At 60.1% G+C, this 26,060-nt stretch carries 23 protein-coding genes and 1 other RNA gene; 13 read left to right on the top strand and 11 right to left on the bottom strand.

Annotation, left to right across the window (positions count from 1 at the left end; translation table 11 throughout):
* The first annotated feature begins 90 nt into the window (after positions 1-90).
* The 4 genes from B9Z51_RS13800 to glp all read left to right on the top strand — a co-directional run bounded on the left by B9Z51_RS13800 (position 91) and on the right by glp (position 4,798).
* Complete coding sequence (locus B9Z51_RS13800; RefSeq protein ID WP_108375649.1) at positions 91-1,524, top strand: aldehyde dehydrogenase family protein; 1,434 nt, start codon at positions 91-93, stop codon at positions 1,522-1,524.
* Between the two features lie 179 nt (positions 1,525-1,703).
* Positions 1,704-2,846 carry a GTP 3',8-cyclase MoaA gene (gene moaA, locus B9Z51_RS13795; RefSeq protein WP_108375647.1) on the top strand — a complete coding sequence of 381 codons (1,143 nt, stop codon included), beginning with the start codon at positions 1,704-1,706 and terminating at the stop codon, positions 2,844-2,846.
* Between the two features lie 5 nt (positions 2,847-2,851).
* Positions 2,852-3,475: a molybdenum cofactor guanylyltransferase MobA gene (gene mobA, locus B9Z51_RS13790; protein WP_108375645.1), complete on the top strand. Its 624-nt coding sequence runs from the start codon at positions 2,852-2,854 to the stop codon at positions 3,473-3,475.
* 36 nt (positions 3,476-3,511) lie between these two features.
* A complete protein-coding gene (gene glp, locus B9Z51_RS13785) occupies positions 3,512-4,798 on the top strand; it encodes a gephyrin-like molybdotransferase Glp (protein ID WP_108376019.1) in 1,287 nt (428 codons plus the stop codon).
* 281 nt (positions 4,799-5,079) lie between these two features.
* Here the strand turns inward: glp and B9Z51_RS13780 are convergent, their stop codons facing one another.
* The 4 genes from B9Z51_RS13780 to B9Z51_RS13765 form a co-directional block, all read right to left on the bottom strand.
* A complete protein-coding gene (locus B9Z51_RS13780) occupies positions 5,080-8,160 on the bottom strand; it encodes an efflux RND transporter permease subunit (protein WP_108375643.1) in 3,081 nt (1,026 codons plus the stop codon).
* Entirely contained in the window at positions 8,147-9,502 is a 1,356-nt protein-coding gene (locus tag B9Z51_RS13775; RefSeq protein ID WP_108375641.1) for an efflux RND transporter periplasmic adaptor subunit, read from the bottom strand. Before B9Z51_RS13775 ends, B9Z51_RS13780 begins: the two co-directional genes overlap by 14 nt.
* Before the next feature lie 154 nt (positions 9,503-9,656).
* Positions 9,657-10,103, bottom strand: a complete 447-nt coding sequence (gene rnhA, locus B9Z51_RS13770; protein WP_108375639.1) for a ribonuclease HI — start codon at positions 10,101-10,103, stop codon at positions 9,657-9,659.
* Complete coding sequence (locus tag B9Z51_RS13765; RefSeq protein WP_108375637.1) at positions 10,090-10,917, bottom strand: class I SAM-dependent methyltransferase; 828 nt, start codon at positions 10,915-10,917, stop codon at positions 10,090-10,092. The genes rnhA and B9Z51_RS13765 overlap by 14 nt, the downstream gene beginning before the upstream one ends.
* Between B9Z51_RS13765 and gloB the strand changes: the two genes are divergently transcribed.
* Entirely contained in the window at positions 10,916-11,689 is a 774-nt protein-coding gene (gene gloB / locus B9Z51_RS13760; protein WP_108375635.1) for a hydroxyacylglutathione hydrolase, read from the top strand. The genes B9Z51_RS13765 and gloB overlap by 2 nt on opposite strands.
* A gap of 50 nt (positions 11,690-11,739) precedes the next feature.
* On the top strand, positions 11,740-13,227 hold the full coding sequence (locus B9Z51_RS13755) for a transglycosylase SLT domain-containing protein (protein WP_199227551.1): 1,488 nt from the start codon (positions 11,740-11,742) through the stop codon (positions 13,225-13,227).
* Positions 13,228-13,258: 31 nt separating this feature from the next.
* Here B9Z51_RS13755 and B9Z51_RS13750 read toward each other — a convergent pair whose 3' ends face one another.
* The 4 genes from B9Z51_RS13750 to dnaX form a co-directional block, all read right to left on the bottom strand.
* The gene (locus B9Z51_RS13750; RefSeq protein WP_233254971.1) at positions 13,259-14,293 is read right to left on the bottom strand and encodes an ABC transporter substrate-binding protein; all 1,035 of its coding nucleotides are present in this window, start codon (positions 14,291-14,293) and stop codon (positions 13,259-13,261) included.
* A gap of 131 nt (positions 14,294-14,424) precedes the next feature.
* Positions 14,425-15,015, bottom strand: a complete 591-nt coding sequence (recR, locus tag B9Z51_RS13745; RefSeq protein ID WP_108375629.1) for a recombination mediator RecR — start codon at positions 15,013-15,015, stop codon at positions 14,425-14,427.
* A 14-nt stretch (positions 15,016-15,029) separates the two neighbouring features.
* Positions 15,030-15,353 (bottom strand): YbaB/EbfC family nucleoid-associated protein, encoded by a 324-nt coding sequence (locus tag B9Z51_RS13740; protein WP_090143009.1) that lies wholly within the window; start codon positions 15,351-15,353, stop codon positions 15,030-15,032.
* A 40-nt stretch (positions 15,354-15,393) separates the two neighbouring features.
* The gene (dnaX, locus tag B9Z51_RS13735) at positions 15,394-17,409 is read right to left on the bottom strand and encodes a DNA polymerase III subunit gamma/tau (protein WP_108375627.1); all 2,016 of its coding nucleotides are present in this window, start codon (positions 17,407-17,409) and stop codon (positions 15,394-15,396) included.
* 131 nt (positions 17,410-17,540) lie between these two features.
* Here dnaX and ffs point away from each other — a divergent pair.
* Positions 17,541-17,637: signal recognition particle sRNA small type (gene ffs / locus B9Z51_RS13730), an RNA gene on the top strand.
* Between the two features lie 184 nt (positions 17,638-17,821).
* Here ffs and B9Z51_RS13725 read toward each other — a convergent pair.
* Entirely contained in the window at positions 17,822-18,115 is a 294-nt protein-coding gene (locus B9Z51_RS13725) for a hypothetical protein (protein WP_108376018.1), read from the bottom strand.
* 85 nt (positions 18,116-18,200) lie between these two features.
* Entirely contained in the window at positions 18,201-19,505 is a 1,305-nt protein-coding gene (locus tag B9Z51_RS13720) for a TIGR03862 family flavoprotein (RefSeq protein WP_108375625.1), read from the bottom strand.
* A 104-nt stretch (positions 19,506-19,609) separates the two neighbouring features.
* On the opposite strand from B9Z51_RS13720, the gene trxA reads away from it, so the two are divergent.
* From trxA to B9Z51_RS13690, 6 genes are all read left to right on the top strand, one after another.
* Positions 19,610-19,942: a thioredoxin TrxA gene (trxA, locus tag B9Z51_RS13715; protein WP_108375623.1), complete on the top strand. Its 333-nt coding sequence runs from the start codon at positions 19,610-19,612 to the stop codon at positions 19,940-19,942.
* Between the two features lie 240 nt (positions 19,943-20,182).
* The gene (gene rho, locus B9Z51_RS13710; RefSeq protein WP_108375621.1) at positions 20,183-21,445 is read left to right on the top strand and encodes a transcription termination factor Rho; all 1,263 of its coding nucleotides are present in this window, start codon (positions 20,183-20,185) and stop codon (positions 21,443-21,445) included.
* 84 nt (positions 21,446-21,529) lie between these two features.
* Complete coding sequence (locus B9Z51_RS13705) at positions 21,530-21,790, top strand: type B 50S ribosomal protein L31 (protein ID WP_108375619.1); 261 nt, start codon at positions 21,530-21,532, stop codon at positions 21,788-21,790.
* A gap of 176 nt (positions 21,791-21,966) precedes the next feature.
* Positions 21,967-23,694, top strand: coding sequence for a hypothetical protein (locus B9Z51_RS13700; RefSeq protein WP_108375617.1), 1,728 nt, complete (start codon positions 21,967-21,969; stop codon positions 23,692-23,694).
* Positions 23,695-23,697: 3 nt separating this feature from the next.
* The gene (locus B9Z51_RS13695; protein ID WP_108375615.1) at positions 23,698-25,014 is read left to right on the top strand and encodes an MATE family efflux transporter; all 1,317 of its coding nucleotides are present in this window, start codon (positions 23,698-23,700) and stop codon (positions 25,012-25,014) included.
* Positions 25,015-25,147: 133 nt separating this feature from the next.
* Positions 25,148-25,450: an antibiotic biosynthesis monooxygenase gene (locus B9Z51_RS13690; RefSeq protein ID WP_108375613.1), complete on the top strand. Its 303-nt coding sequence runs from the start codon at positions 25,148-25,150 to the stop codon at positions 25,448-25,450.
* Positions 25,451-25,528: 78 nt separating this feature from the next.
* Here the strand turns inward: B9Z51_RS13690 and B9Z51_RS13685 are convergent, their stop codons facing one another.
* Positions 25,529-25,969 (bottom strand): MarR family winged helix-turn-helix transcriptional regulator, encoded by a 441-nt coding sequence (locus B9Z51_RS13685; RefSeq protein WP_108375611.1) that lies wholly within the window; start codon positions 25,967-25,969, stop codon positions 25,529-25,531.
* Between the last annotated feature and the right edge of the window lie 91 nt (positions 25,970-26,060).

Below are 26,060 nucleotides of genomic sequence, written 5' to 3'. Positions count from 1 at the left end.
ATGGGCAATCCCCCCGGCCCAGTTCCATGTGCCTTGCGTCATGTCCCATCGGTGATTTTCAAAATCCACCACCCGTTCACAATCGAGGTCATGCAACTGAATTTCATCGCCAACCAATCCGTTCAGGCCCTGGCAGGGCAAACCATTGATGTGCTCGACCCGTCCGACGGACAGGTGTTCGATCAGATCCCGCGCAGCCAGGCGTCCGACATCGATGACGCCGTGCAAGCGGCTAGGGCAGCCTTCAACGGCCCTTGGGGCAAGCTGACCGCCGTGGAGCGCGGCCGCTTGCTCATGAAGCTGTCGCAAAAAGTGAGCGAGCACGCCGCCGAGCTCGCCGCCCTGGAGCAGCGCGACTGCGGCAAGCCCACCAAGCAGGCCGCCGCCGATTCAGTGGCCTTGGCGCGTTATTTTGAGTTTTATGCGGGATCGTGCGACAAGCTGCACGGCGAGACCCTGCCCTACCAAAACGGCTACAGCGTGCTGACCTGGCGCGAGCCGCATGGCGTGACGGGCCATGTGATACCTTGGAACTACCCAATGCAAATTTTTGGGCGCAGCGTAGGTGGCGCTTTGGCTGCAGGCAATGCCTGCGTGGTCAAACCCGCCGAAGACGCTTGCCTATCGCTCATTCGCGTAGCGCAACTGGCCGCCGAAGTGGGCTTTCCGCCCGGCGCCATCAACATCGTCACCGGTTACGGCCATGAAGTGGGCGACGCGCTGGCCCGCCACCCAGGCATTGACCACATCAGCTTCACTGGCAGCCCCCGGGTGGGCACGCTGATCCAGCAAGTGGCAGCCGAGCGCCACTGCCCGGTGACGCTGGAGCTGGGCGGCAAAAGCCCACAAATCATTTTTGACGACGCCGACCTGGACGCGGCGATTCCGGTGGTGGTCAACGCCATCGTGCAAAACTCGGGGCAGACCTGCAGCGCGGGCTCGCGCGTTCTGATTCAGCAAGGCATTTACGAGCCCTTGCTCAAGCGGCTGGGCGAGGCGTTCAGCCGCCTGCAAGTGGGCTCGGCCGCCATGAACCTGGACTTGGGGCCACTGATCCGCGCCAGCCAGTTGGAGCGCGTCACCGGCTTTTTGGACCAAGCCAAGGCCGATGGCATTGCCACCGTGGCCCAAGGGCAAATCGCGGCGGGCGTGCCTGCGGGCGGCTTTTACCAGGCCCCCACCCTGCTGCGCGATGTGCCGGTGATGCACCGCCTGGCGCAAGAAGAAGTGTTTGGTCCGGTGCTGTCGGCCATGTCCTTCACCGACGAGGACCACGCGGTCGAATTGGCCAATGCCACCGAGTTTGGTTTGGTGGCCGGTATTTGGACGCGTGACGGTGGACGCCAGTTCCGCATGGCCAAACGCGTGCGCAGCGGCCAGGTGTTCATCAACAACTACGGCGCAGGCGGTGGCGTGGAGCTGCCCTTTGGCGGGGTCAAGTCTTCGGGCTATGGGCGCGAAAAAGGCTTCGAGGCCCTGCTGGGCTTCACCACCCTCAAAACAGTGGCCATCCAGCACGGCTGAGGCCGCCGACCTGCAAATACCCCCTCGCAGGTCGGCAGCTTCAGCTCAGACCAGTTGGTTCCTGCGCAGGATTGCGTCGGGGCTGAAGCCGCCGACCTGCGGAGCAGCCAGAAATACTCCCTGCGCATCCTTGACCATGCCGCCTCAAGGGCGTGGCGGCTCGGGCACAATCGACCCCCATGTCTGAACGCGTCATTCCGCTGGTTGACCAGCGCCACCCCAGCCTGCCTTTGCCCCCTCTTTTGGCGGGGCATGATCTGAGCCAGTTGCCCATCGACGACCTGCGTCGTCCGTTGACCGATTTGCGCATCAGCGTGACGGACCGGTGCAACTTCCGGTGCAGCTATTGCATGCCCAAGGAAGTCTTTGACAAGGACTACGCCTACCTGCCGCACAGCCACCTGTTGAGCTTTGAAGAGATCACCCGCATCGCCAGCGTGTTTGTGGGTCGGGGCGTGCGCAAAATCCGCCTCACGGGCGGCGAGCCCCTGCTGCGCAAGAACATCGAAATCCTGATCGAACAACTGGCGGACCTGCGCACGCCCGACGGGCTGCCGCTTGATTTGACGCTGACCACCAACGGCTCACTGCTGGCGCGCAAAGCCCAAAGCCTGAAAGACGCAGGCCTGCAACGCGTGACGGTAAGCCTGGACGGGCTGGATGACACCATCTTCCGCCGCATGAACGATGTGGACTTCCCCGTGGCGGATGTATTGGCCGGCATCGAAGCGGCAAGGGCTGCGGGCCTGGGGCCGATCAAAGTCAACATGGTGGTCAAGCGTGGCACCAACGAGCATGAAATTTTGCCCATGGCCCGGCATTTCCGGGGAACGGGCATCGTGCTGCGCTTCATTGAATACATGGATGTGGGTGCGACGAATGGCTGGTGCATGGACGAGGTGCTGCCCAGCGCGGACGTCGTGCGCTTGCTGCAAACCGAGCTGCCTCTGGTGCAACTCGACCCATCTGCCCCCGGCGAAACTGCCGAGCGCTGGGGTTACGCCAACGCACAGGGTGCACACGACCCGGCTTTGGGCGAGATCGGCGTCATCAGCAGCGTGACGCAAGCGTTTTGCGGCGACTGCAACCGCGCCCGTTTGTCGACCGAAGGCCGCTTGTACCTGTGCCTGTTTGCCAGCCAAGGCTACGACCTTCGCCAGCTCTTACGCGACCCGGCGCAAAGCGACCACGCGCTGGCCCAGACGGTGGACGCCATTTGGCGCGGACGCACTGACCAATACTCCTTGCAACGCAGTTTGCGCGCACCAGACACCGCCAGCGGCCCAGGCCGCCGGGTGGAGATGAGCTACATCGGAGGCTGAAGGCCATGAACCACACCCCACCGGCCATCACGGGCCTGATCTTGGCGGGCGGTCGCGGCTCGCGCATGGGCGGCATCGACAAAGGCCTGCAAAACTTTCGCGGTCTGCCCCTGGCCCTGCAAACCCTGATGCGCCTGCAGCTGCAAAGCTTGCCGCTGCAAGAGATTTTGCTCAACGCCAACCGCAACCTGTCGGCTTACGAGTCGCTGGGCGTGCCCGTCTGGCCTGACAGCATCGACGGCTATGCCGGGCCTCTGGCCGGTTTCCTCACGGGCCTGGAACGCTGCGAAACGCCGCTTTTGCTCACCGTGCCCTGCGACACGCCCCTGTTTCCGCTCGACTTGGCCGAGCGCCTGTACCAAGCCATGCATGCACAAGACGCCGACATGGCCATGGCCGCTGCCCCCGAGGCCGATGGCGCCGTGCACCCCCAACCGGTGTTTTGCCTGCTCAAAACCGAAATGCTCGAGAGCCTGGTCAAGTTCACCCAAGGCGGTGGCCGAAAGATCGATGCCTGGACAGGTCAGCACCGCTGCGCCATCGTGCCCTTTGACCAGGCGGGTGACAGCGCCGAGGCGTTCTCCAATGCCAACACGCTGGCCGAACTCCAGCAACTCGAAGCCCTTTGAAGTGCGTTGCCTCGCAACGACCGTGCCGACCTCACCATGACCACGCCCCTTAGCCTGAACGACATTGCCGAGCGATTGCAAGGCTACGACCCGCAAGCCCTGTCGGCTCGTCATGTGAACGACTTTCTCGCCCAACTGGTGCAGCCGGTGCGCGAACTAGAAACCGTGCCCCTGATGCAGGCCCATGGCCGCATTTTGGCCAGCGATGTGGTCTCGCCCATCAGCGTGCCGCCGCACGACAACTCGGCCATGGACGGCTACGCCCTGCGGGGTGCAGAACTGCAAGCCGGGCAAGCCAGCCCTTTCAAGGTGGTGGGCACCGCTTTTGCGGGCGCAGCTTGGCAAGGCACCGTGCAAGCCGGTGAATGCGTGCGCATCATGACCGGCGCCATCATGCCCGCAGGTCTGGACACCGTGGCCCCGCAAGAGCTGGTGCAAACCGAGGGCGATACGGTGCGGGTGCCGCAGGGCCTGCTGCAGACGGGCGACAACCGCCGCTTGGCTGGCGAAGACCTGATGGCAGGCCAAGCGGCCCTGTCGGCCGGGACGCGATTGACGCCTGCAGCCTGCGGCCTGCTGGCCAGCCTGGGCTTGCCCACCGTCTCGGTCTGGCGCAGGCCCAAAGTGGCCTACTTTTCAACCGGCGACGAGATTTTGAGTCTGGGTGAAGCCCCCCGCGAAGGCGCCGTGTACGACAGCAACCGCTACACCGTGGCAGGCATGGTGCAGGCGCTGGGGTGTGAGCTGATCGACATGGGCGTGGTGCGCGACGAGCCTGCCGCGCTGGAACAGGCTTTTCGTGATGCTGCAACGCAGGCCGACGCCGTCATCACCAGCGGCGGCGTGAGCGTGGGCGAAGCCGACCACACCAAGGCCATGATGAAAAAACTCGGCGATGTGGCGTTTTGGCGCATCGCCATGCGCCCGGGCCGCCCCATGGCGGTGGGCCGCATCGCCCAGGGCGACCGTTCGGCCGTGCTGTTTGGCCTGCCCGGCAACCCGGTGGCAGTCATGGTGACCTTTGCCGCCTTTGTGCGCCCTGCCCTGCAGCAACTCATGGGCTGGCAGGCCCCGGCGCTGCCCATGCTCAAGGCCAAAAGCCTGGAGGCGTTACGCAAAAAACCGGGCCGCACCGAATACCAGCGCGGCATCGTCACCACCAACGCCGCAGGCGAACTGGTGGTCCGCACCACTGGCAATCAGGGCTCAGGCGTACTCAGCTCCATGGTGCAGGCCAACGGCCTGATCGTGCTGAGCCACAGTCAAGGCCATGTGGCCGTGGGCGACGAAGTGGACGTGATGATGTTTGAAGGGCATCTGTAGGCCCTCAGGATTGGACTCTTCAGGTGCAGGCCTGTTGATCGGGCCCCATGAAGATTGAATGCCCCCTTTGTTTGTCCGTTGTAGATCGGTGGCTTTAGCCCCGACGCATAGCCTATGACGAAGCTCGCAATGTCGGGGCTAAAGCCACCGACCTGCGGAGAGACGGTGCATAAAATTCAATCTTCAGCGTGCCGGATCAATGAGGCGTCACGTTTTCCAGCGAGGTGGCGCCCACAGACACCCCCAAGGCTTTGAAAGCTGGCGCCCCCAGGCGCCTGCTTTCAATGCGCTGCGCCGACGGGTTCTTCGTGGGCAATGGCTTTGTTGGGGCCGGGCACTGACTTGCGGGCCAGCAAGGAATACATGGTCGGGACCACGAAGATGGTGAGCAAGGTGCCCAAGCTCATGCCGCCCACAATCACCCAACCAATTTGGGTGCGGCTTTCCGCGCCAGCGCCTTTGGCCAAAGCCAGTGGCACCGAGCCCAGCACCATCGCGCCGGTGGTCATCAAAATGGGGCGCAGGCGTTGACCACTGGCTTTGACCAGGGCGTCAAAGGTCTCCACACCCTGTTCGCGCAGCTGGTTGGTGAACTCCACAATCAAAATGCCGTGCTTGGTGATCAGCCCCACCAGGGTGATCAGGCCAATCTGTGAATACACGTTGAGCGAGCCGCCGGTCCATTTGAGCGCCAGCAAGGCGCCAATCATGGACAAGGGCACCGACAGCAAGATGATGAAGGGGTCGATGAAGCTCTCGAACTGTGCGGCCAGCACCAAAAAGATGAAGAACAGCGCCAGCACAAACACGATGACCAAAGCGCCCTGGGAGTTGCGAAATTCCCGCGATGTGCCGTTGAGCTCGGTGGTGTAACCCGGTTTGAGCACTTTGGAAGCAGTGGCGTCCAGGAACTTGAGGGCCTCCCCCAAAGAATAGTCTGCCGACAGGTTGGCCGTGATGGAGACCGAGCGGCGTTGTCCAAAGTGGTTGAGTTCGCGCGGCGACACGCTTTCACGGACCTTGACCACGGCGGACAAGGGGATCATGGCGTCATTGCGACCCCGCACGTAGATGTTGTCAATGTCATCGGGCGTGTCGCGTCGGCTGGCCTGGGTTTGCACAATCACGTCGTACTGCTCTGCGTCTTTCTTGTAGCGCGTGACCACACGACCACCCAGCATGGTTTCCAGCGCTTTGGCCACGACCTCGATGCTCAGGCCCAACTCGGCCGTCTTGGCGCGGTCCACCTCAATGCGCAATTCGGGTTTGTTCAGGCGCAAGTCCACATCAGGCGAAACGATGCCCGGGTTTTTGGCGATCTCGTCGAGCATCTCGCGTGTGACCGCGCTGAGGTTCTGGTAACTGTCCGAGGTCTGGATCACAAAGTTGATCGGACGCTCGCGAAAGCCCTGCCCCAGCGAAGGCGGTGTGATCGGGAAAGCGGTCACACCGGGCAGGCTGGCAAATTTGGGGCCCAGTTCGCGGGCAATTTCCAGTGTGGTGCGACTGCGTTTTTCCCAATCCACCGCCCGGTAAATGACCGAGCCTTGCGCCACCGTGGGGTTGCCGATGTTGGCAAAAATGCGGTCAAACTCGGGATAGGCTTCGCCCATGCGCTCCAACACTTTGGCATACCGGTCGGTGTAATCGAGTGTCGAGCCGTCGGGCGCGGTGACCGTGGCCAGCAAAGTGCCCCGGTCTTCCATGGGGGCCAACTCCTGCTTCATGGTCGGATAAACCCAGACAATGGCCACCCCGCTGCCCAACATGACCAGCAGCACCAGCCAGCGGGTCTTGAGCAAAACCCAGCGCAACAAGCGCTCATAGGCGTCAGACAAGGCCGTGAGCCAACGCTCCATATTGCGGTCAAACCAGCCCGGATTGGGGTTGTGCTTGAGCAGTTGGGAACTCATCATGGGTGAAAGCGTCAAGGCCACAAAGCCTGACACGATGACCGAGCCCGCCAGCGCCAGTGCAAATTCAGTGAAGAGCTTGCCTGTGCGCCCCGGTGTGAAGGCCAGCGGCGCAAACACGGCGGCCAGCGTCATGGTCATGGCGACCACGGCAAAACCAATCTCACGGGCGCCCTTGATGGCGGCAGAAAAAGGGTCCAGGCCTTCTTCAATGTGGCGGTAAATGTTCTCCAGCACCACGATGGCATCGTCCACCACCAGACCAATGGCCAGCACCAGCGCCAGCAAAGTCAGGGTGTTGATGGTGAAACCGGCCAGGGCCATCATGGCAAAGGTGCCAATCAGGCTGACGGGAATGGTGATGATGGGAATGATGGAGGCGCGCAAAGTGCGCAAAAACACAAAAATCACCAAAGCCACCAAGATGACCGCCTCCACAATCGTCTGGAACACGCTCTTGATGGAGCGGTCAATGAAGACCGAGTTGTCGTTGGCCACGCTGATGGTGATGCCCGGGGGCAAGTCCGCTTCCAGGCGCGGCATCATTTCGCGCACACCTTTGGACAGCTCCAGCGGGTTGGCTGTGGCCTGTCGGATCACCCCCGCTGAGATGGCATATCGCCCGCCCAGACGCACCGTGCTGCGCTCATCGGCCGCAGCCTCTTCGACTTTGGCCACATCCCGGATCTTGACTGGAAACCCATTGACCGTCTTGACCACGATGTCGGCAAACTGACTTGCGCGCGTCAGATCGGTCTGAGAGGTGACGGTGAATTCGCGGGTGCTCGATTCAATGCGCCCGGCAGGCAATTCGAGGTTGCTGCGGCGTATGGCGTCTTCCACGTCTTGCGGCGTGAGTTTGAAGGACGCCAGTCGCTCAGGCTCCAGCCAGACGCGCATGGCGTATTTACGTTCGCCGTAAATGCGCACATCGGCCACGCCGGTCACGGTTTGCAGGCGGGGTTTGACCACGCGGTTGATCATGTCGTTGATCTGCAGCGGGTTGAGCGTGTCGCTCGAAAACGCGAGCCAGATCACGGGAAACGCGTCGGCCTCGACCTTGGCGATCACCGGCTCTTCAATGGCTTGCGGCAAGCGGTTGCGCACCCGAGAAGTGCGGTCACGCACTTCAGCTGCCGCTGTGTCGGCGTCTTTTTCAAGGCGAAAACGCACCGTGATCTGCGACTGCTCGGCACGGCTGATCGAGGTGATCACATCCACCGCGTCAATGCCGGCAATCGAATCTTCCAGCGGTTTGGAGACTTGCGACTCGATCACCTCGGCTGAAGCACCGGGGTATTTGACGCTCACGGTGACGGTGGGCTCGTCGATCTTGGGGTATTCGCGCACCGACAGGCGGTTGAAGCTCACAGCGCCAATCAGCAAGATCAGCAGCGACATGACGACGGCCAGAACCGGCCGCCGGATGGAGGTTTCAGCGAGTTGCATCAGCACCTCGCAGGCAGGGGTTGGGTCCGGTCAAGGGCTTGGCCGCAGGTTTGCCTGTGGCAGCAGCAGGTGCTGCCTGGGCCACGGGCGCTGACGGTGCTGATGGCACGGTCGCAGCGGCTGGCGCAGCGGTTGGGGAAGAAGCTGCAGGCGCTGAAGCCCCCGCTGCAGGTGCACCGGCGGCACCCGCTGGGGCACCGTTCGGGCCGCCATTCGCCCCAGGTTTGCCCGAAGGCGGACGCGACATGTCGACCACGCGCACGGCCGTGCCGTCTTTTTGCAGGCGTTGGTGGCCAGCGGTCACCACGGTATCGCCCTGCTCCAGGCCTTCCAGAATTTCGACTTTGCCAGGCTGACGCAAACCGACCTTGACGGCCACACGCTGGGTCACCAAGGTGTCGGGCTTGTCGCCGGGCACCACCTTGACCACAAAAGTGCGCCCGCCTTGCGGCACGATGGCCTCTTCAGGGACGACCAAAGCGTTGTCACGGCTACCGAACACGGCATTGACGCGGGCGAACATGCCCGGGCGCAACTGCTGCTGGCGGTTGTCGATGCACCCGCGCACCCCCACCGAACGGCCATTGGCATCGATCAGGGGGTCAATCGCTTGCACCACAGCAGTGAAAGGTCTGCCGGGCAAGGCGTCGATGGTGAGCTGGGCTTTTTGTCCACTGCGGATCTTGGCCTGGAAGCGTTCAGGCAAACGGAAGTCCACCAGCACCGCGTCAATGTCTTCGATGTTGACAATGTCGGTGCCGTCCTTGAGGTAATCGCCCACGTTCACCTGACGCAGCCCCATGACGCCATCAAACGGGGCCAGAACTTTCAGGCGCTGCAAGGTCGCTTGCGCCAGGGCCAGTTTGGCTTGCGCCACTTCCAGGGCCGCAGCACTTTCGTCCAGCGAGCGCTTGCTGATGAAGTTTTGTGCCACCAGTTCCTGATTGCGCTTGTGGTTGGACTCGGCAATCGACATTTCAGCCTTGGCCTGGGACAACTGCGCGGCTGGCAACTGGTCGTCAAACTGAACCAACACTTGGCCTTTGTGAACGCGTTGGCCATCGTTGAAAAGGATTTTGCTCACGCGCCCGGCCACTTCAGGGCGAAGCATCACGCCTTGACGAGAGCGCAGACTGCCCACCGATTGGGTTTCATCGACCAAGGTGATGCTGTCCACTTTGGCCACCTCCACCGCGGGCGTCCGGGCACCGCCGGCTGCAGGTGCGGTTTGAACCGCAGCATCAGTCTTTGTTGACGGCTGGCGTTGCACCCACCAAGCTACACCGGATGCCACGCCCACCCCGATCAAAGCGATCAAGGCATATTTTTTGTTGTAAGCCATTACAGAAATCCCGACACATTGAAAACGCAAACAGTTTCGCAATGTAACAGTCTTGCGGGTGCTTCCACATAGGGAAACCGGCAAGGTATGGCGCGCTTACAACGGCGATTTACCGTCTTTACTCCACATTTACATGCGCCCCCTCAGCGCTCCCTTAACGCCCTAAAACCTGCGCCACGCCTTGATTGGCCAGCGCATCGGCGCGCTCATTGCCCGGATCGCCCGCATGGCCCTTGACCCAGCGCCATTCGATCTGATGTCCCGAAGTGGACACCACGTGATCCAGGGCTTGCCAAAGCTCAACGTTTTTGACGGGCTGCTTGGCCGCCGTGCGCCAGCCTTTGGCTTTCCAGCCGTGAATCCACTCGGTGATGCCTTTTCGCACGTATTCGCTGTCCAGGTACAAGGTCACCTTGCAAGGACGCTTGAGCGCCTTGAGTCCTTCAATGACGGCGGTCAGCTCCATGCGGTTGTTGGTGGTGCCCAGCTCGCCACCAAAAAGCTCGTGCACATGCTTGCCCGACTGCAGGCGAACGCCCCAGCCGCCGGGACCGGGGTTGCCTTTGCAAGCCCCATCGGTATGGATTTCAACGTGGTTCAACAATGTCTTTCGAGGCCGCCTGTCGGCCAATGGTGGTGTCTGACCGGGCCAGTGGCACGGTCGCTGCAGCGGGCGATCGTACCGTGCGCCAGCGCCGCCCATTGAGCAAGAGGCCGCCCGGCACCCTTTTGGTGGCCAACAGCAGATAAACCCCACCCAGAATCGGACACCAGCGCTGCCCCATGGCATCCATCCAGCTCAGCCGCTGCATCCAGCGCTCACTGCCCAAAGCGGGCGTCCACCCACCAAAACGGCTGACTTGAACCTCAAAACCGAGCAAGCGCAACCAATCACGCAAACGTTGGTAAGCCAGCAATGCGGTCGTCGGGGCATCAATTTGACCTCCTCGGCGATGGCTGCGCGTTTGCTGCCAGCCCCAACAACTCAGTGGATTCAAACCGGTGATCAGCAGTTGTCCTTCAGGGATCAACACACGTGCGACCTCGCGCAAGCAGGCATGAGGGTCCATGGACCGTTCCAGGGTGTGGGGCAACACCACCAGATCCAGGCTGTCAGCAGGCCATGGCCAGGCACGGCTGTCCAGGCAAAGATCAGTGACAATGTCGGATGCACCCCACATCGATGTATTGAATTCGAACTCCGGTTGGGCCATCCAGCGGTGCGGCATGCGGTTGGTGCGCAACGCTTGCAGTTCAGGCCAGCCCAATTGCACCGCGTGGTAACCAAACACATCGGCCAGCAGTTCATCGGCCTGTTGTTGTTCCCAGCTCAGCAAGCGTGTGGCCACGGGCTGACCCAAACCGGCCAGCCAAGCTGCGGATGAATGCTTACTTTCTATAATCTGAGGCTCCATGAAACTCATTGCCTTGCCTGCGTTTTCAGACAACTACATTTGGTTGTTGCACGATGACCACCACGCCTTGGTGGTCGATCCCGGGGACAGTGCGCCCGTGATGCAATGGCTCCAGTTGCATCCAGGGGTGCAGTTGGACATGATTCTAGTCACGCACCACCATGCGGATCACACGGGCGGCGTTGCGGCCTTGGTGTCGGCCAGTCAGGCCAAGGTATTGGCCCCGGTACTGGAACCCTTGCCCTTGGCCACCACAGGTGTACAACAAGGCGACAGCGTGACCTGGCACAGCTTGACACTGAATGTGTTTGATGTACCCGGACACACCGCAGGTCATGTGGCTTTCTGGGGCCAGCCTCCAGGGCAGGCCCCCATTTTGTTTTGTGGCGACACCTTGTTTTCAGGCGGTTGTGGACGGCTTTTTGAAGGAACACCGGCCCAAATGCTGGACTCGCTTGACCGCTTGGCCACCCTGCCCGGCGACACCCGGGTTTGCTGTGCCCATGAGTACACGCTGTCGAATCTGAAATTTGCACTGGCCGTCGACCCGGACAATACGGCATTGCAAACCTACACTCGCGTCTGCCAAGCCCTGCGTGAACAAGGCTTGCCCACCCTGCCCGTGGCATTGTCCACGGAACTGGCCATCAACCCCTTTTTGCGCAGCCGCAGCCCCAGTGTGGTTGCTGCGCTCAAGGACCATGATGCCCAAGCGGTGGACGATATCTCAACGTTTGCCGCATTGCGCGCCTGGAAAAACGACTTCCGATGAACTTATCCTTGAAACCGCACATTGACGGCCAGAGGCCCCAGAGACTGCTCATGGGCCTGGGGCTGTCTCTGGTCTTATGGCTGGTCGGCTGCGCTACGACTTCTGGCACCGCCACACCACCGCCCCCCCTCCCGGGCATGAACGCACCCACCGCACAGCCAGCAGCCCGAATGGTGGCCGATGCCGAACAGACCGCAGAGCGTCCTGTCTCACTCAAGCCCCATGGCAACCTTGGGCTGACACCACCGACCGACGTGTGGGAGCGGATTCGGCGGGGCTTTGCCATGCCTGACCTGGACAATGACCTGGTGCGCAACCGCGAGCAGTGGTATTCAAGCCGACCGGATTACATCTTGCGCATGACCGAGCGTTCACGTCCCTATTTGTTTCACATCGTCGAGGAGCTGGAGCGGCGCAAAATGCCCACCGAGCTGGCCCTGCTGCCCTTCATCGAGTCGGCCTTTAATCCCCAGGCCGTGTCGAGCGCCAATGCCGCAGGCATGTGGCAGTTCATGCCGGCCACAGGCAAGTATTTCGACCTGAAACAAAATCTGTTTCGCGATGACCGACGCGATGTGCTGGAATCCACGCGTGCAGCGCTCGATTACCTGCAAAAGCTCTATGGCATGTTTGGTGACTGGCATCTGGCACTGGCCGCCTACAACTGGGGCGAAGGCAGCGTAGGCCGGGCACTGGCCCGCAACAAGGCGCAAGGCAAACCTTTGAGCTACAGCGACTTGAATATGCCCAACGAGACACGCTATTACGTGCCCAAGCTGCAAGCCGTGAAAAACATCGTGGCGCAACCCGAGGCCTTCAGCACGCAACTGCCGCTGATCCAAAACCACCCTTACTTCAAGAGCGTGCCGATTGAGCGCGACATTGATGTGGCGGTGGCGGTCAAGCTGGCTTCGGTCAGCCTGGAAGACTTCAAGGCCCTCAACCCCTCCATGAAACGGCCGGTCATCCTGGCCGCTGGTACGCCGCAAATTCTGCTGCCCTGGGACAATGCCACCATTTTTGAAGAGAAGCTCCAGGCCCACGCCAATTTGCCGCTGGCCACCTGGACCGCCTGGCAGGCGCCGCGTACCATGAAGCCCGAAGAAGTAGCGCAGCAACTGAACATGCCCATCGATCAGTTGCGCTCTGTCAATGGCATTCCGCCTCAGATGATGGTCAAAGCGGGCTCCACACTGCTTGTGCATCGCAAGGGACAACTGAACAACGATGTGACGCAACAGATGGCAGAAAATGGCCATCTGTCTTTGGCCCCGGAAATTGTCCTCAAACGCATCTCTGTCAAAGCCCACAAAGGGGACTCCCTGGCCAGCCTGGCCGCCAGATATGGGGTAACAGCCGCCAACATGGCGGCTTGGAACAACCTGAAAATCAATGCCATTTTGAGCGCAAACCAGAGTCTGACCATCCTGATGCCCTCACAAGCACCACGGCGGGTCACCAAACCTGCGATGGGCAAAACAGCCCCACGCAGTCACACCACGGCGCAGCACTCCGCCCCGGCCAAAGCCCGGCGCTGAGTCTTATCCCAGCGGGAGCGGTTCCAACCGATCACAACTCGAAACGTTCTTTGGCCTTGACTGCGAAGACATTGGTGTACGCCCGAGGCAATCGGCTCGAATGCACCATGCCGGGCAAGCGCGAATGCGCCCGCCAGGCATTGAAAACCCCCTCCTGCGGAATCAGGCCATCCACCGCATACGATTCGCGCAATTTTTCAAAGGCACCCAGATACATGGCCCTGTCTCCCATCCAGTGATGGGACGGCACGGCTTTCAGGATATCGGTCAAACCCGCCGTCTGTAGCCATTTGAGTGCATGCACCACACCGTCGGTCAGAGCCTGTACCACCGCAGGCTGCTGTTGCAAAAACTCCGCCCTGGCAAACAGACTGGCTCCCGGCACTGAACCGCCCATCACTTTGCGTGTTGCGGCCAAGGTTCTGGCTTCGCCCAGCAAACGGATTTCATTTTTTTGCTCCAACCCGTACATGATCGGATCAAGATTGCACAGTGCATCAATATTGCCACTGCGCAAGGCATCTATGACACCGAAGGACGACCCCACCTCCACGAAGGTCACATCTTCAGGCAGCAAGCCGTTTTGCAGCAACCACTGGCACGCCATCCAGTGGGTGCTTGAATCAAGTGCCGACACGCCAACACGAGCCCCTTTGAGCGCCAGCACTGAGCGCAGATCCTTGTGTGTAGCCACCCCAAAACTGACCTGTGGGGTTCGGCCCAACAAGACAAAAGCCTGATAATTCAGCCCCTTTTCGTGCAATCCAAACAAGTGCTCAAACGCGCCCCCCACCACATCGGCTTGGCCTTGAAGGGCGCTGGACACCGCTTTGGCACCCGCCTCATGTGACTGCCATTCCACCGCCAGGCCAGCCTGCTTGAAATACCCCAATTGCTCAGCCAAAGTCAGTGGCAACTGATAAAGACTTTGCCGAGCTGCCAAAGCCACGGTCACGCGCAAGGGGGTGCGGTTTGATTCCACTGCGGCACGGCTTGTACGGGCGCCCAAAAAAGCAGCACCAACTGCCTTCAAAAGTGCACGACGACGGTAAACAGCTGCAGACAAGACCTTACTCCAGTGAACATCGACTATTCGATGACTCCAGCATACGAACAGGCCAGCTTGTGCACATCGGGAGTGATCCCGAGCGGGTTTTCACGTAATGGATTGCAAGTAGGTGCGGCGGGGTCTTGCGCTCAACGCCGATCCACCAAGGCATGGGCGATGGTGCCCAGGTCCACATATTCAAGTTCGCTGCCTGCAGGCACGCCTCGTGCCAGCCGCGTGACCCGCAGCCCATTTTGGCGAATCATCTCCGAGATGACATGGGCCGTGGCCTCGCCCTCGGCCGTGAAGTTGGTGGCCAAAATCACCTCGCTCACCACACCGTCCATGACACGTTGTTTGAGTTTGGCCAAACCAATGTCATGGGGACCAATGCCATCCAAGGGGCTGAGTTTGCCCATCAGCACAAAGTACAAACCCCGGTAGGTGCCTGTGCGCTCAATGGCCGACTGGTCGGCAGGCGTTTCAATGACGCACAAGAGCGAACGGTCTCGCGTGGCGTCCTGACAGGTGTCACACAACTCGGCTTCCGTGAAGGTGTGACAGCACTCACAGTGGCGCACGTTGTCCACCGCATTTTGCAAAGCCGATGCCAACTGCCGTGCTGTGGCCCGGTCGTTTTGCAAGAGCTGAAACGCCATGCGCTGAGCCGACTTGATGCCCACCCCCGGCAAACCTTTAAGGGCTTGCACCAAAGTGGCTAAGGCGTGTGTATCGGCCATGCGTGGTCAAGCCCTCAGAAAGGCAGTTTCATGCCGGGAGGCAGACCTGCGGTGAGTTTGCCCATTTTTTGCTGGGAAACTTCTTCGGCTTGGCGCACCGCATCATTGAAAGCTGCAGCGACCAGATCTTCCAGCATGTCCTTGTCATCGGCCAGCAAACTGGGGTCGATGGTCACGCGGCGCACATTGTGTTTGCAGGTCATCAGCACTTTGACCATACCGGAGCCCGACTGGCCTTCGACTTCGACAAAAGCCAGTTCGTCCTGGGCCTTTTTGAGGTTGTCTTGCATGGCCTGGGCTTGTTTCATCAAGCCTGCCAGTTGTCCTTTGTTGAACATGGTATTTCCTTTAGTTTGAAGTGAAGAGCAGGGGACAGGTTCAGATCACCTTGATGCTGCCGGGCACGATTTTCGCGCCAAAGTCTCGCACCATGGCCTGCACCAGGGGGTCGTTTTCAATCAGTTCCGTTGCGGCCACCATTTTGGCGGCGGCCGCCACCGCAAGGCGTCTGGAAGGGCTGTCAGTCACGGCGCCCATTTCGATCTGCAAATGCACATCGCCGTGCCCCGCAGCTTGCAGTGCCGCTTGCAAACGCTCACGGCTGGCCGAATGGTTCAATGACGCATGTTCAATGCGCAGCGTCCATAGTTGGGCATCGCGCGCCACCAGTTGCGACTGCAAAGCCAATTCACGCACCAAGGCCGTGATGGCTTCTTGCGCCATCAGGCCCTGAATGGCCTCAAACCACACATCGCCCTGCGGCGTTGGCACAAGCACGATGGAGGCTGGCTTGGGAATGTCTACACGTGACGAGCTGGAAGCTTCGCGCACCGGCAAGGTCCGGATCGAAGCGCCCTCCGCGTGAGGCGCCTGCTCAGACAGGGATGCCACAAACCCATCCACAGCATCATCGCTGTCATGGCTGTTCACATAGTCTTCAGGATAGTGCAAATCCTCCCAAGGGGGGGGCTCTGAAGCGGGAGGTCCGGGCGCAGGCGCTGGACTTTGGTCCACCGCAGCCTGCGAAAGCACAGGCGTTACCCGTGCCATTGGCGCCTGAGGCACAAGCTGCGGGGCCTGGGTAAGGGGTGAGTCCGACCGGGTGTGGGTCGCAGCAGACCGGTCCTCGGGGGCTTGCGGCTTGACTGGAGGCGGAGTCGGAGGCGGGGGTAGGGGTGGGGGTGGCGGCTTGACCTGCGGCGGTGTGGGCACAGGAGCCCGCGCTGACGCAGAAACCGGCTCAGTTAGCCGCTGTGGGCTGATTCGCGGACTTTTTTTTTCAGCCGAAGCTGCTGAGGGTTTGAAGGCCAGCAAGCGCAACAAGACCATCGTCAAAGCGGCATATTCGTCCGGCGCCAGACCCAACTCGGTGCGCCCATGCAAACACAGGCTGTAGAGCAATTGGGTTTCTTCGGCGGGCATGAGCTCGGCCAAATCGGCCAGGCCTTGGGCATCCGGGTCATCGCCGTCGTGCGCCAAGCCCGGCACCATCTGCATCACCGCCATGCGCTGCAACAGCATGGCCATATCTTCCAGCGTGGCGGCGGCCGACACACCTTGCAAGCGCAAGGCATTGACCTGGGCGACCACAGTGGCCCCGTCGCCTTCGGCCAATGCGCGGATCAATTGCATCACATGGCTGCGGTCCACGCTGCCCAGCATCTGGCGCACACCGGCCTCTTGCAACTGGCCATTGCCAAAGGCAATCGCCTGGTCGGTCAGGCTCAAAGCATCACGCATGGAACCCCGTGCAGCACGCGAGAGCAGGCGCAAAGCCTGGGGCTCGGCCGTCAATTGCTCGGCGGCCAGAACTTGCGTCAGGTGCTCAAAAACCGTCTCGGGCGCCATCGGGCGCAAATTGAACTGCAGGCAACGCGACAGCACCGTGACCGGCACTTTTTGCGGATCGGTCGTGGCCAGTACAAATTTCAGATATTCCGGGGGCTCTTCCAGGGTTTTCAGCATCGCGTTGAACGCGGTGTTGGTCAGCATGTGCACCTCGTCGATCATGAAGACCTTGAAGCGCCCTTGGACTGGCTTGTAAACCGCTTGCTCCAACAGACTTTGAACCTCGTCCACACCCCGGTTCGAGGCCGCATCCAACTCGGTGTAGTCCACAAACCGGCCGGCATCAATGTCGCGGCAAGCCTGACAAACGCCGCACGGCTCGGCGGTGATGCCGCCCTGACCATCGGCCCCCTGGCAATTGAGCGATTTGGCCAAAATGCGCGAGACAGTCGTCTTGCCCACACCCCGGGTGCCAGTGAACAGATAGGCATGGTGCAAACGCTGCTGCACCAAGGCATTGGTCAGGGCCTGCACCACATGCTCTTGCCCCACCATTTCGGTGAAATTACGAGGGCGATATTTGCGCGCGAGTACGAGGTAAGACATGCTGTCGATTCTATCGGGCTCATGAGCCCAAGCATTGCCCCCTGCACGTCAAGTCAACAACAATCAGAATATCAAGAGGAAAAGAGTGTCAGCGCACAGAAAATCCCTCAAGCTCGCCTACAATCACCTCCGACGAGCCTTCCCGCATGGTGAAGCGGCCAACCGGGTCAGGTGGGGAACCAAGCAGCCCTAACTGTGGAGCCAGTGCCGGGGTCAAGGCTCGTCAACTTCCCTTCAAACAATCTGTAGGCGAACACGCCATCTGCATACAGCCAAGTGCTTTCTGACCTCTTGAACGACAAAAACCGACGCCCATCACGCATGAATGGGCAGCCGGGTTGTTTTAACAAAAAGTTTTCAAGTAAACATCAGCGCTGTGATGCCACTGCAGCCACGCTTGGCGGGGCCAGCTTCAAGCCATGCGACGGCGCAAGGCGGGAAACGGCAAGGCTTTGGCTTTGGCGGGCACTACTTGCTTGAGCACGGGCGGGGCAGCACGCAACAACTCGGACACCAGTGCATCGGCATGGGCATGAGCGCCAATGCGGTTGGTTTCAAAGGCCAGACGTGTTTGTTGCGCCATTTGAGCCACAAAGTTCTGCGGGTAATCACGTACGCTGAAACCTCTGAGCGCCATCACTTTCATGAAAGCATTGGCTGCCTCCTCAACGGCACATTGGTATTCTTTGGAAGTATCTGGAGTCATGTCGACCTCGTTCATGGGATGAAGTTACTCACCCACCATCAACGCATGAACTCGGTCACAGGAATACATCATTTGTGTGAAATTGTTAAAAATTTAGCAAAACGCCTTGTCCAGCGCGCCAGCCACTGGCCAGACAAGCCGTGAGCAAATACCCGCCTGTCGGGGCCTCCCAATCCAGCATTTCGCCTGCACAGTAAACGCCAGGCCGTGCCGAAAGCATCAAATCCTGGGTCAACCCATCCAAAACGACGCCCCCGGCTGAGCTAATCGCCTCGGAGACGGGTCTCGGATTTTTCAGCGACACGGACAAGTTTTTAAGCTGAAGCGCCAACGCCTCCGGGTTGGCCAGAGTCTGGGACGAGTTCAACTCATGCACCAAACCCATTTTGACGCCATCAATACCCAGACGGCTCTTGAGATGACTTGACAGACTGCGGCTGCCGCGTGGCCAGCAAACCTCCTTAAGCACCTGCTCACTTGACTTTCCGGGCAGCAAATCGAGCACCAGGGCTGCATCGCCTCGCTCCAGATCGTCGCGCAACAAAGCGGACGCGGCGTAAATCAGGCTGCCCTCCACACCGCCCTCGGTGATGACAAATTCACCTTGACGTTCAAAACGCGGCAAGTCATCGCCGGCATCCCTATTTACACGCAAAGCCACCGACTTGAGCGGATGACCTGCAAAACGCGTACGAAAATGGTCCGTCCAGCCTCGCCCGTCTCGCCCCATGACATCAAATCCGCAATTGGCCGGGCGCCATGGCGCCATGACAATACCCTGCTGTGCCAGCATCGGGGCCCAAGCCCCATCAGAGCCCAAACGGGGCCAACTGGCCCCGCCCAAAGCCAGCACGGTGGCTCGAGCCCGTACCCGACAAGCGCCGCCGGCAAGGCCGGTACGCTCAAACACCAGATGGTCACCCGCCCACCCTTGCCAGCGGTGGCGCATGTGAAACTGCACCGGCACACCCGAGGCCGGCTGACGCAAACGATGCAACCATGCCCTGAGCAATGGTGCCGCCTTCATTTCCTGCGGAAACACGCGACCCGAGCTGCCCACAAAAGTTTCAATACCCAGACCCTGTGCCCAATCACGCACTGCTTGGGCATCCATCTTCTCAAGCCATGACGCCACCTCTTGCTGGCGAGGGCCATACCGAGTGACAAATGCTTCTGGCACCTCGGAATGCGTCAGATTCAAGCCACCCTTACCTGCCAACAAGAATTTCCGGCCCACCGAAGGCATGGCATCAAACAAATGCACCGACACACCTGCTTGCGACAAGACCTCTGCAGCCATCAAGCCTGCAGGCCCGCCCCCGACGATGGCCACCTCCACATCAAGGACGATGGATTCGGCAAAGGCAGCGGATGTGGTGGAAAAAGTCATAGATTTGTGTGTTGACAATTCAAACGTGACAGGTGAGCCCGACGGTATTCTGTCAAAATAGGCGCAACTTTAGCCGCATCTTCAATGTTCACAAGGAAAAGGCCATGGCCAGCGATCTGATCAAACACATTACCGACGCCACTTTCGAAGCCGACGTGCTCCAGTCAAGCCAACCGGTGGTGGTCGACTTCTGGGCCGAATGGTGCGGTCCCTGCAAAATGATCGCACCAATCCTGGACGAAGTGGCAGGCACCTACGACGGCAAGCTGCAAGTGGCCAAGATGAACGTCGACGAAAACCGCGACATTCCGGCCAAGTTTGGCATCCGCGGCATCCCCACCCTGATGCTGTTTAAAAATGGTCAATTGGCAGCGACTAAAGTGGGCGCGATGAGCAAGTCGCAACTGACCGCCTTCATTGATCAGCAACTGGCCTGATCGTTGCGCCCAAATTTTGGGGCAGTCTGATAACCGGACCTTTGCGTCCGGTTTTTTGTTTTTGTAACTTCATTTAAAAACCTGTCATAATTTCCGAGCAAGGCAAGCCCAACAGGGAATCCAGCCTTGATCGCCAAAAAGACCCGTCCCCAACCCCGGGGCCTTTTCGGTTCTGAACATTTCCACCCGGTTATCTGAAAACGCATCCTCACCGGATCGTTTTGACACAGGCCAAATCCCATGCATTTGAACGAACTCAAGGCACTTCATGTGTCCGAACTCCTGAAGCAAGCCGACACCCTCGAAATCGAGAACACAGGCCGCATGCGCAAACAGGAGCTGATGTTTGCCATCATCAAAAAGCGCGCCAAAGCGGGTGAACAAGTGTTTGCTGATGGTGTGCTTGAAATCCTGCCGGACGGCTTTGGCTTCTTGCGCAGTCCCGACTCCAGCTACACAGCCTCTACAGACGACATCTACATCAGCCCCAGCCAGGTACGGCGCTTTAACCTGCACACCGGTGACATGATTGAAGGCGAAGTGCGCATCCCCAAAGACGGCGAGCGCTACTTTGCCCTGACCAAGCTCGATAAGGTCAATGACGATCTGCCCGAGAACAACAAGCACAAGGTCATGTTCGAGAACTTGACGCCACTGTTTCCAAAGGAGCAGATGCGTCTGGAGCGCGACATCAAGGGCGAAGAAAACATCACCTCCCGCGTGATTGACATCATTGCGCCGCTGGGCCGTGGCCAGCGCGCGCTGATCGTGGCGCAGCCCAAGTCGGGCAAGACCGTGATGATGCAGCAGATCGCGCACGCCATCACAGCCAACTACCCCGATGTGCACCTGATGGTCTTGCTGGTCGACGAACGTCCGGAAGAAGTGACCGAAATGCAGCGCAGTGTGCGTGGCGAAGTGATCTCGTCTACCTTTGATGAACCCGCTTCGCGACACGTGCACGTGGCCGAAATGGTGATCGAGCGCGCCAAGCGCCTGGTTGAGCTGAAAAAAGACGTGGTGATCTTGCTGGACTCGATCACCCGCCTGGCCCGCGCCTACAACAACGTGGTGCCCTCATCGGGCAAAGTGCTCTCAGGCGGTGTGGATGCCAACGCCCTGCAGCGCCCCAAGCGCTTCTTTGGTGCGGCCCGCAATGTGGAAGAAGGTGGCTCACTCACCATCATCGCCACGGCCCTCGTTGACACCGGCAGCCGCATGGACGAGGTGATCTTTGAAGAATTCAAGGGCACCGGCAACTGCGAAATCCACCTGGAACGCCGTCTGTACGAAAAACGCGTGTTCCCGGCCATTAACCTCAACCGCAGCGGCACCCGTCGAGAAGAGCTGCTCTTGCAACCCGAAGTGCTGCAAAAAACGCGAATCCTGCGCCAATTCATGTACAACATGGACGAAATTGAGGCGATGGAGATGGTCTTGAAGAGCATGAAAGCGACCAAGAACAACTCCGAATTCTTCGACATGATGCGACGCGGTGGTTGATGCTCTATAATCGTCAGGTTTTGCGGAAAGTGCACTCAGATAGGCTGAAGTGTGGCTACCGTAGCGAAAATAAAAGGATTTCCCATGAAAGACGGCATTCACCCCAACTACCGTGAAATTTGCTTCCAGGACATGTCCAACGGTTTCAAGTTCGTGACCCGCTCATGCGCTAACACCAAAGAAATGATCAAGATGGAAGACGGTCGCGAGCTGCCTCTGTACAAGCTGGACACGACCAGCGAATCGCACCCCTTCTACACCGGCACGCAAAAGTCGGTGGACAACATGGGTGGCCGCGTGGAGAAATTCCGCAACCGCTTCGGCAAGATTTCCACAGCCAAGTAATTGCGGTTGGCAACCGCCAAAGGGCAGCCCGGGAAACCGGCCTGCCCTTTTTCTATGGTGGTGCGCCTTCTGGCCCTGTTTCTTCAGCCCCGGCATCCCGCAGCCACAACTTCTGCGCGTGACAGGCGCACAAGCTTTGCACCCATCCCGGCCTGAACCTGCTATCTTCTGACTCCGTGAACCATCCCACCCCAGCCATCGTCTCTCAACACGCGGTCCGGCGCCTGCCGCGTCTGGCCTTGCTTTTACTGTGCGTGGCCTATGTTTTGCCGGGTTTCTGGGGGCGATCCCCCTGGAAATCACAAGACGTCGAAGCCCTGGGTTACATGCTGCAACTGGCCAAGCCGACGACTGGAGACACCGTCAGCTGGCTCAAGCCCATGCTGCTGGGCCAAGTGGATGACAACCTGGCTTTGTTGCCCCATTGGCTGGGCGCCTTGGCCATCAAATTAGCACCGACGGGCTGGGAAGCCGTTTTTGCACAGGCACCTTTTGTCCTGATGCTGACCCTCACGCTGATGGCCACCTGGTACAGCGTGTACGCCCTGGCCCGCCATCCTGCGGCACAGCCTGTGGCATTTGCATTTGGCGGAGAAGCCCAGCCCGCCGACTACGCCTGCGCGTTGGCCGATGGGGGCTTGCTGGCCTTGCTGGCCTGCCTGGGTCTGGCGCATCGCTCTCACGAAACCACGCCTTTTCTCATGCAACTGGCCTTTGGCTCCTTGTTGTTTTTTGGCCTGACCAACCTGGCACGTCACCGTCAGCTCGGCAGACTGGCCATCGCAGCCAGCATGCTGGGACTGACCCTCTCGGGCGCCCCCAGTCTGGCGTTGATGCTGGGCGCAGGTGGTTCGGTGATCTGCGCTTTGACCCCCCTTGATCCGGCGCACAGACGCTTGAACATGCTGGATCTGGGACTGGTGGCACTCATCTGCCTGTTGTGCATCACCACTGCTGGCGCTTTGGATTTGTGGCGCTGGCGTGTTGTGCCCCACGCATTGGTGGATGTTCACGGCATGGCCCAATTGATCGCCTGGTTCACCTGGCCCGCCTGGCCATTGGCCATCTGGTCTTTGTGGCGCTGGCGGGGCCAACTCACACACATCGATGAAAATCCTCATCTGGCCTTACCGCTTTGGTTTGTGATCGTCATCGTGGGCGCCAGCTGGTTCACAGGCACATCCGACCGGGTCTTGTTGCTTGCGCTGCCAGCCATTGCCACTTTGGCCGCCTTTGCCCTGCCCACCCTCAAACGCAGCCTGAGCGCCTTGATCGACTGGTTCACCTTGCTGTTTTTCAGCGTCTGCGCATTGACCATCTGGGTCGTTTGGGTGGCCATGCAAACGGGGATACCGGCCCAACCCGCAGCCAATGTGAAACGCCTGGCCCCTGAATTCGTGCCCGAATTTTCAGCCATGGCCTTCACATTGGCCTTGATCGCTACCCTGGCCTGGGCCGGTCTGGTCAAGTGGCGCACCGGCGCACATCGCGCCGCCATCTGGAAAAGCCTGGTACTACCAGCCAGCGGCGCCGTCCTGTGCTGGTTGCTACTGACGACTTTGTGGCTACCCCTGCTGGACTATGCCCGCAGCTATGCACCTTTCATGAAAAAAGTCAGCGAAGTCACCGGTCCCGTCAGTTGCTTGCAATATGCAGGCATCACCAAACCCCAAGGCGCCGGATTGCTGTACCACGCTCATGTAAAACTGATGCCCATGCAAAAGCCGCAGCCCGGTTGCGATTGGCTGATCGTGGACCAGCAAAACCTGCCCCTGGTCTCGCACAACATCGAGGCCCTGGGCTGGACGGAACGCGCCCAAGTCACACGCCCGACTGACCGTTTTGAAACTTTCGTCATCTTCGGCCCGGCAGTCCCCCAACCAGCGAGCCCGATTCTGCGCTGAGCCATGACCGAGTTGCGTACCATCGCCCGCCATGCGGGCACTGTGCTGGTCGGGCAATTGGCGGTCATGGCGTTTGGGGTGGCAGACACGCTGATCGCCGGTCGATACAGCCCCCATGCGCTGGCCGTCCTGTCACTGGCATCGTCGATATACATCAGCATTTATGTGGCCCTCAACGGCATGCTGCAAGCGCTGCTGCCCGTCTGGGCCGAGCTGCACGGGGCCAGACGTCATGCCGAAATCGGCCCCTCATTTCGCCAGGCGCTCTACATCTGTGCGGGCGCGACAGCCACCGGATTTTGCGCTTTGTGGTTCCCCGATCCCTGGCTGTCATGGACCGATGTGCCTGCCGATCTCTGGCCAGATGTTCGTGCCTACCTGCGGGTGCTGGCCCTGGCGCTGGTGCCCTCTCAGCTGTTTCGCATGTACAGCACACTCAACCAGAGTCTGGGCTACCCCCGTCTGGTGACCTGGTTGCAGGCGGGCGCTTTGTTGGTCAAAGTGCCCCTGTCATTCGCCTTGACCTTTGGCCTGGCAGGCCTGACTGGCCTGGGTGTGGTTGGATGCGCCTGGGCCACCCTTTGCGTGAACACCTTGATGATGCTCACCGGGCTGTGGATGCTGCGCACGCAGGACATTTACAGCCCCTACCGACTCTGGCGGCGACTTGAAATGCCCCACTGGCATACCCTCCGGCGCTTTTTGCAACTGGGCTTGCCTGCGGGTTTGTCGATCATGGTCGAGGTCACCTCTTTCACCTTGATGGCGCTGTTCATTGCCCGCCTGGGCGCAGCCGCATCGGCCAGTCACCAGATTGCAGCCAACGTGGCCTCAGTGCTTTACATGGTGCCTTTGGCGCTGGGCATTGCCAGCAGCGCACGCACGGGTTACTGGCTTGGCGCCCGTCAGCCGGGCAAGGCCCGGCATGCCGCAGGACTGGGCATCGGCCTGGCAGTGGGTGCCGCAGCCCTGTGCGCAGGTCTGCTGATGCTGGGACGCCACCGTCTGGCCCAGGCCTACACCAACAACCCTGAAGTAGCACAAGCGGCCACCGTCTGGCTGGCTTGGGTGGCGCTTTATCACCTGGCTGATGCGGTGCAAGCCGTTTGCGCATTTTTGCTGCGCTGCTACCGCATCACCTTGGCCCCTTTGCTCATCTACACCACCCTGTTGTGGGGCGCCGGGCTGTATGGCGGCTACCAACTGGCCTACCAAGGCCTGGGCGTCTGGGCTGCACGGCCCAGCGTAGACAGCTTCTGGATCACCAGCACCGCCGCGCTGGGGCTGGTGTCAGCGCTTTTCGCCTGGTTGGTCTGGTAGGCCGCACGGCCAGCCCGGGTACGCAGGATACAAGAGACGGCATCCGCTTGAGCGCTCTGACACGCGCATGACGTCCATCAGCACACATCTCGGTTAACGTATCGGCCTGTTTCATTCACTTTGACTGCTTCCCATGATTCTTGAACTCGCCGACATCCGCATTCAGCCTGGCCAACAAGCCGCCTTTGAACAAGCCATTGAGCTGGGACTCCAAACCGTCGCCAGCCAGGCCAAAGGCTTTCGGGGTGCCAAAGTCAATAAATGCATCGAAACGCCCGAGCGTTTTGTGCTGCAAATTTTCTGGGACACCCTGGAAGACCACACGGTGGGTTTCCGGGAATCCCCCCTTTTTACCCAGTGGCGCGCCATTGTGGGACCGTTCTTTGCGGCACCGCCCCATGTCGAACATTTCGAGCTGACCTACCAGTCGGAGTGAATGGAGCCTGCTGCAGTTGGCTGATCAAAGAGCCCCGGGACACTCAGAGAGCCGTCCTGCACAGACACTGCTGAATGCTCAATCCGTCGCCTCATGCCCCTGAACCAAGCGGGCCAGCAAACCCACAAACTGCGCCTGCTCAGGTGGTGTCAGAGGCGACAAAATCTGGGCCTGCACCTGGGCCACCGCCTGCTGCATGCCTTGCAGAGCCTGCGTACCGGCAGGCGTGACGACCAACAACTTGCGACGGCGGTCTGCCACATCGGGCTCCCTGCGCAGCCAACCTTTGGCTTCAAGACGACCAATCACCGAGCCCGATGTGGCGGCATCAAACGCCACACGTTTGGCCAGGGAAATCTGGTCAATCCCTGGTGCATCCTGCACCGCACTCAAAATGCCGAACTGCACCGGCGTGACGTCTGCTGTGGCCAGATGCTCGGCAAACAGGGCCACAGAAATTTGGTGTGCGCGACGAATCAAATGTCCAGGTGCAGCAGCCAAATCAATGCGCGTCGTCATCTCGGTTCACTCTCAGTCCAAAGCAAGGGTTTTCACGGATCATCAAATCAGACCCGAAGCCAGCACGCAGTGTAATGAATCAAATATCTCG

Source organism: Limnohabitans sp. T6-5 (assembly GCF_003063315.1).
GTDB lineage: Bacteria > Pseudomonadota > Gammaproteobacteria > Burkholderiales > Burkholderiaceae_C > Limnohabitans_A.
The sequence above is the reverse complement of the archived record's forward strand: the minus strand, read 5'-3'. Positions and strand labels throughout refer to the sequence as shown.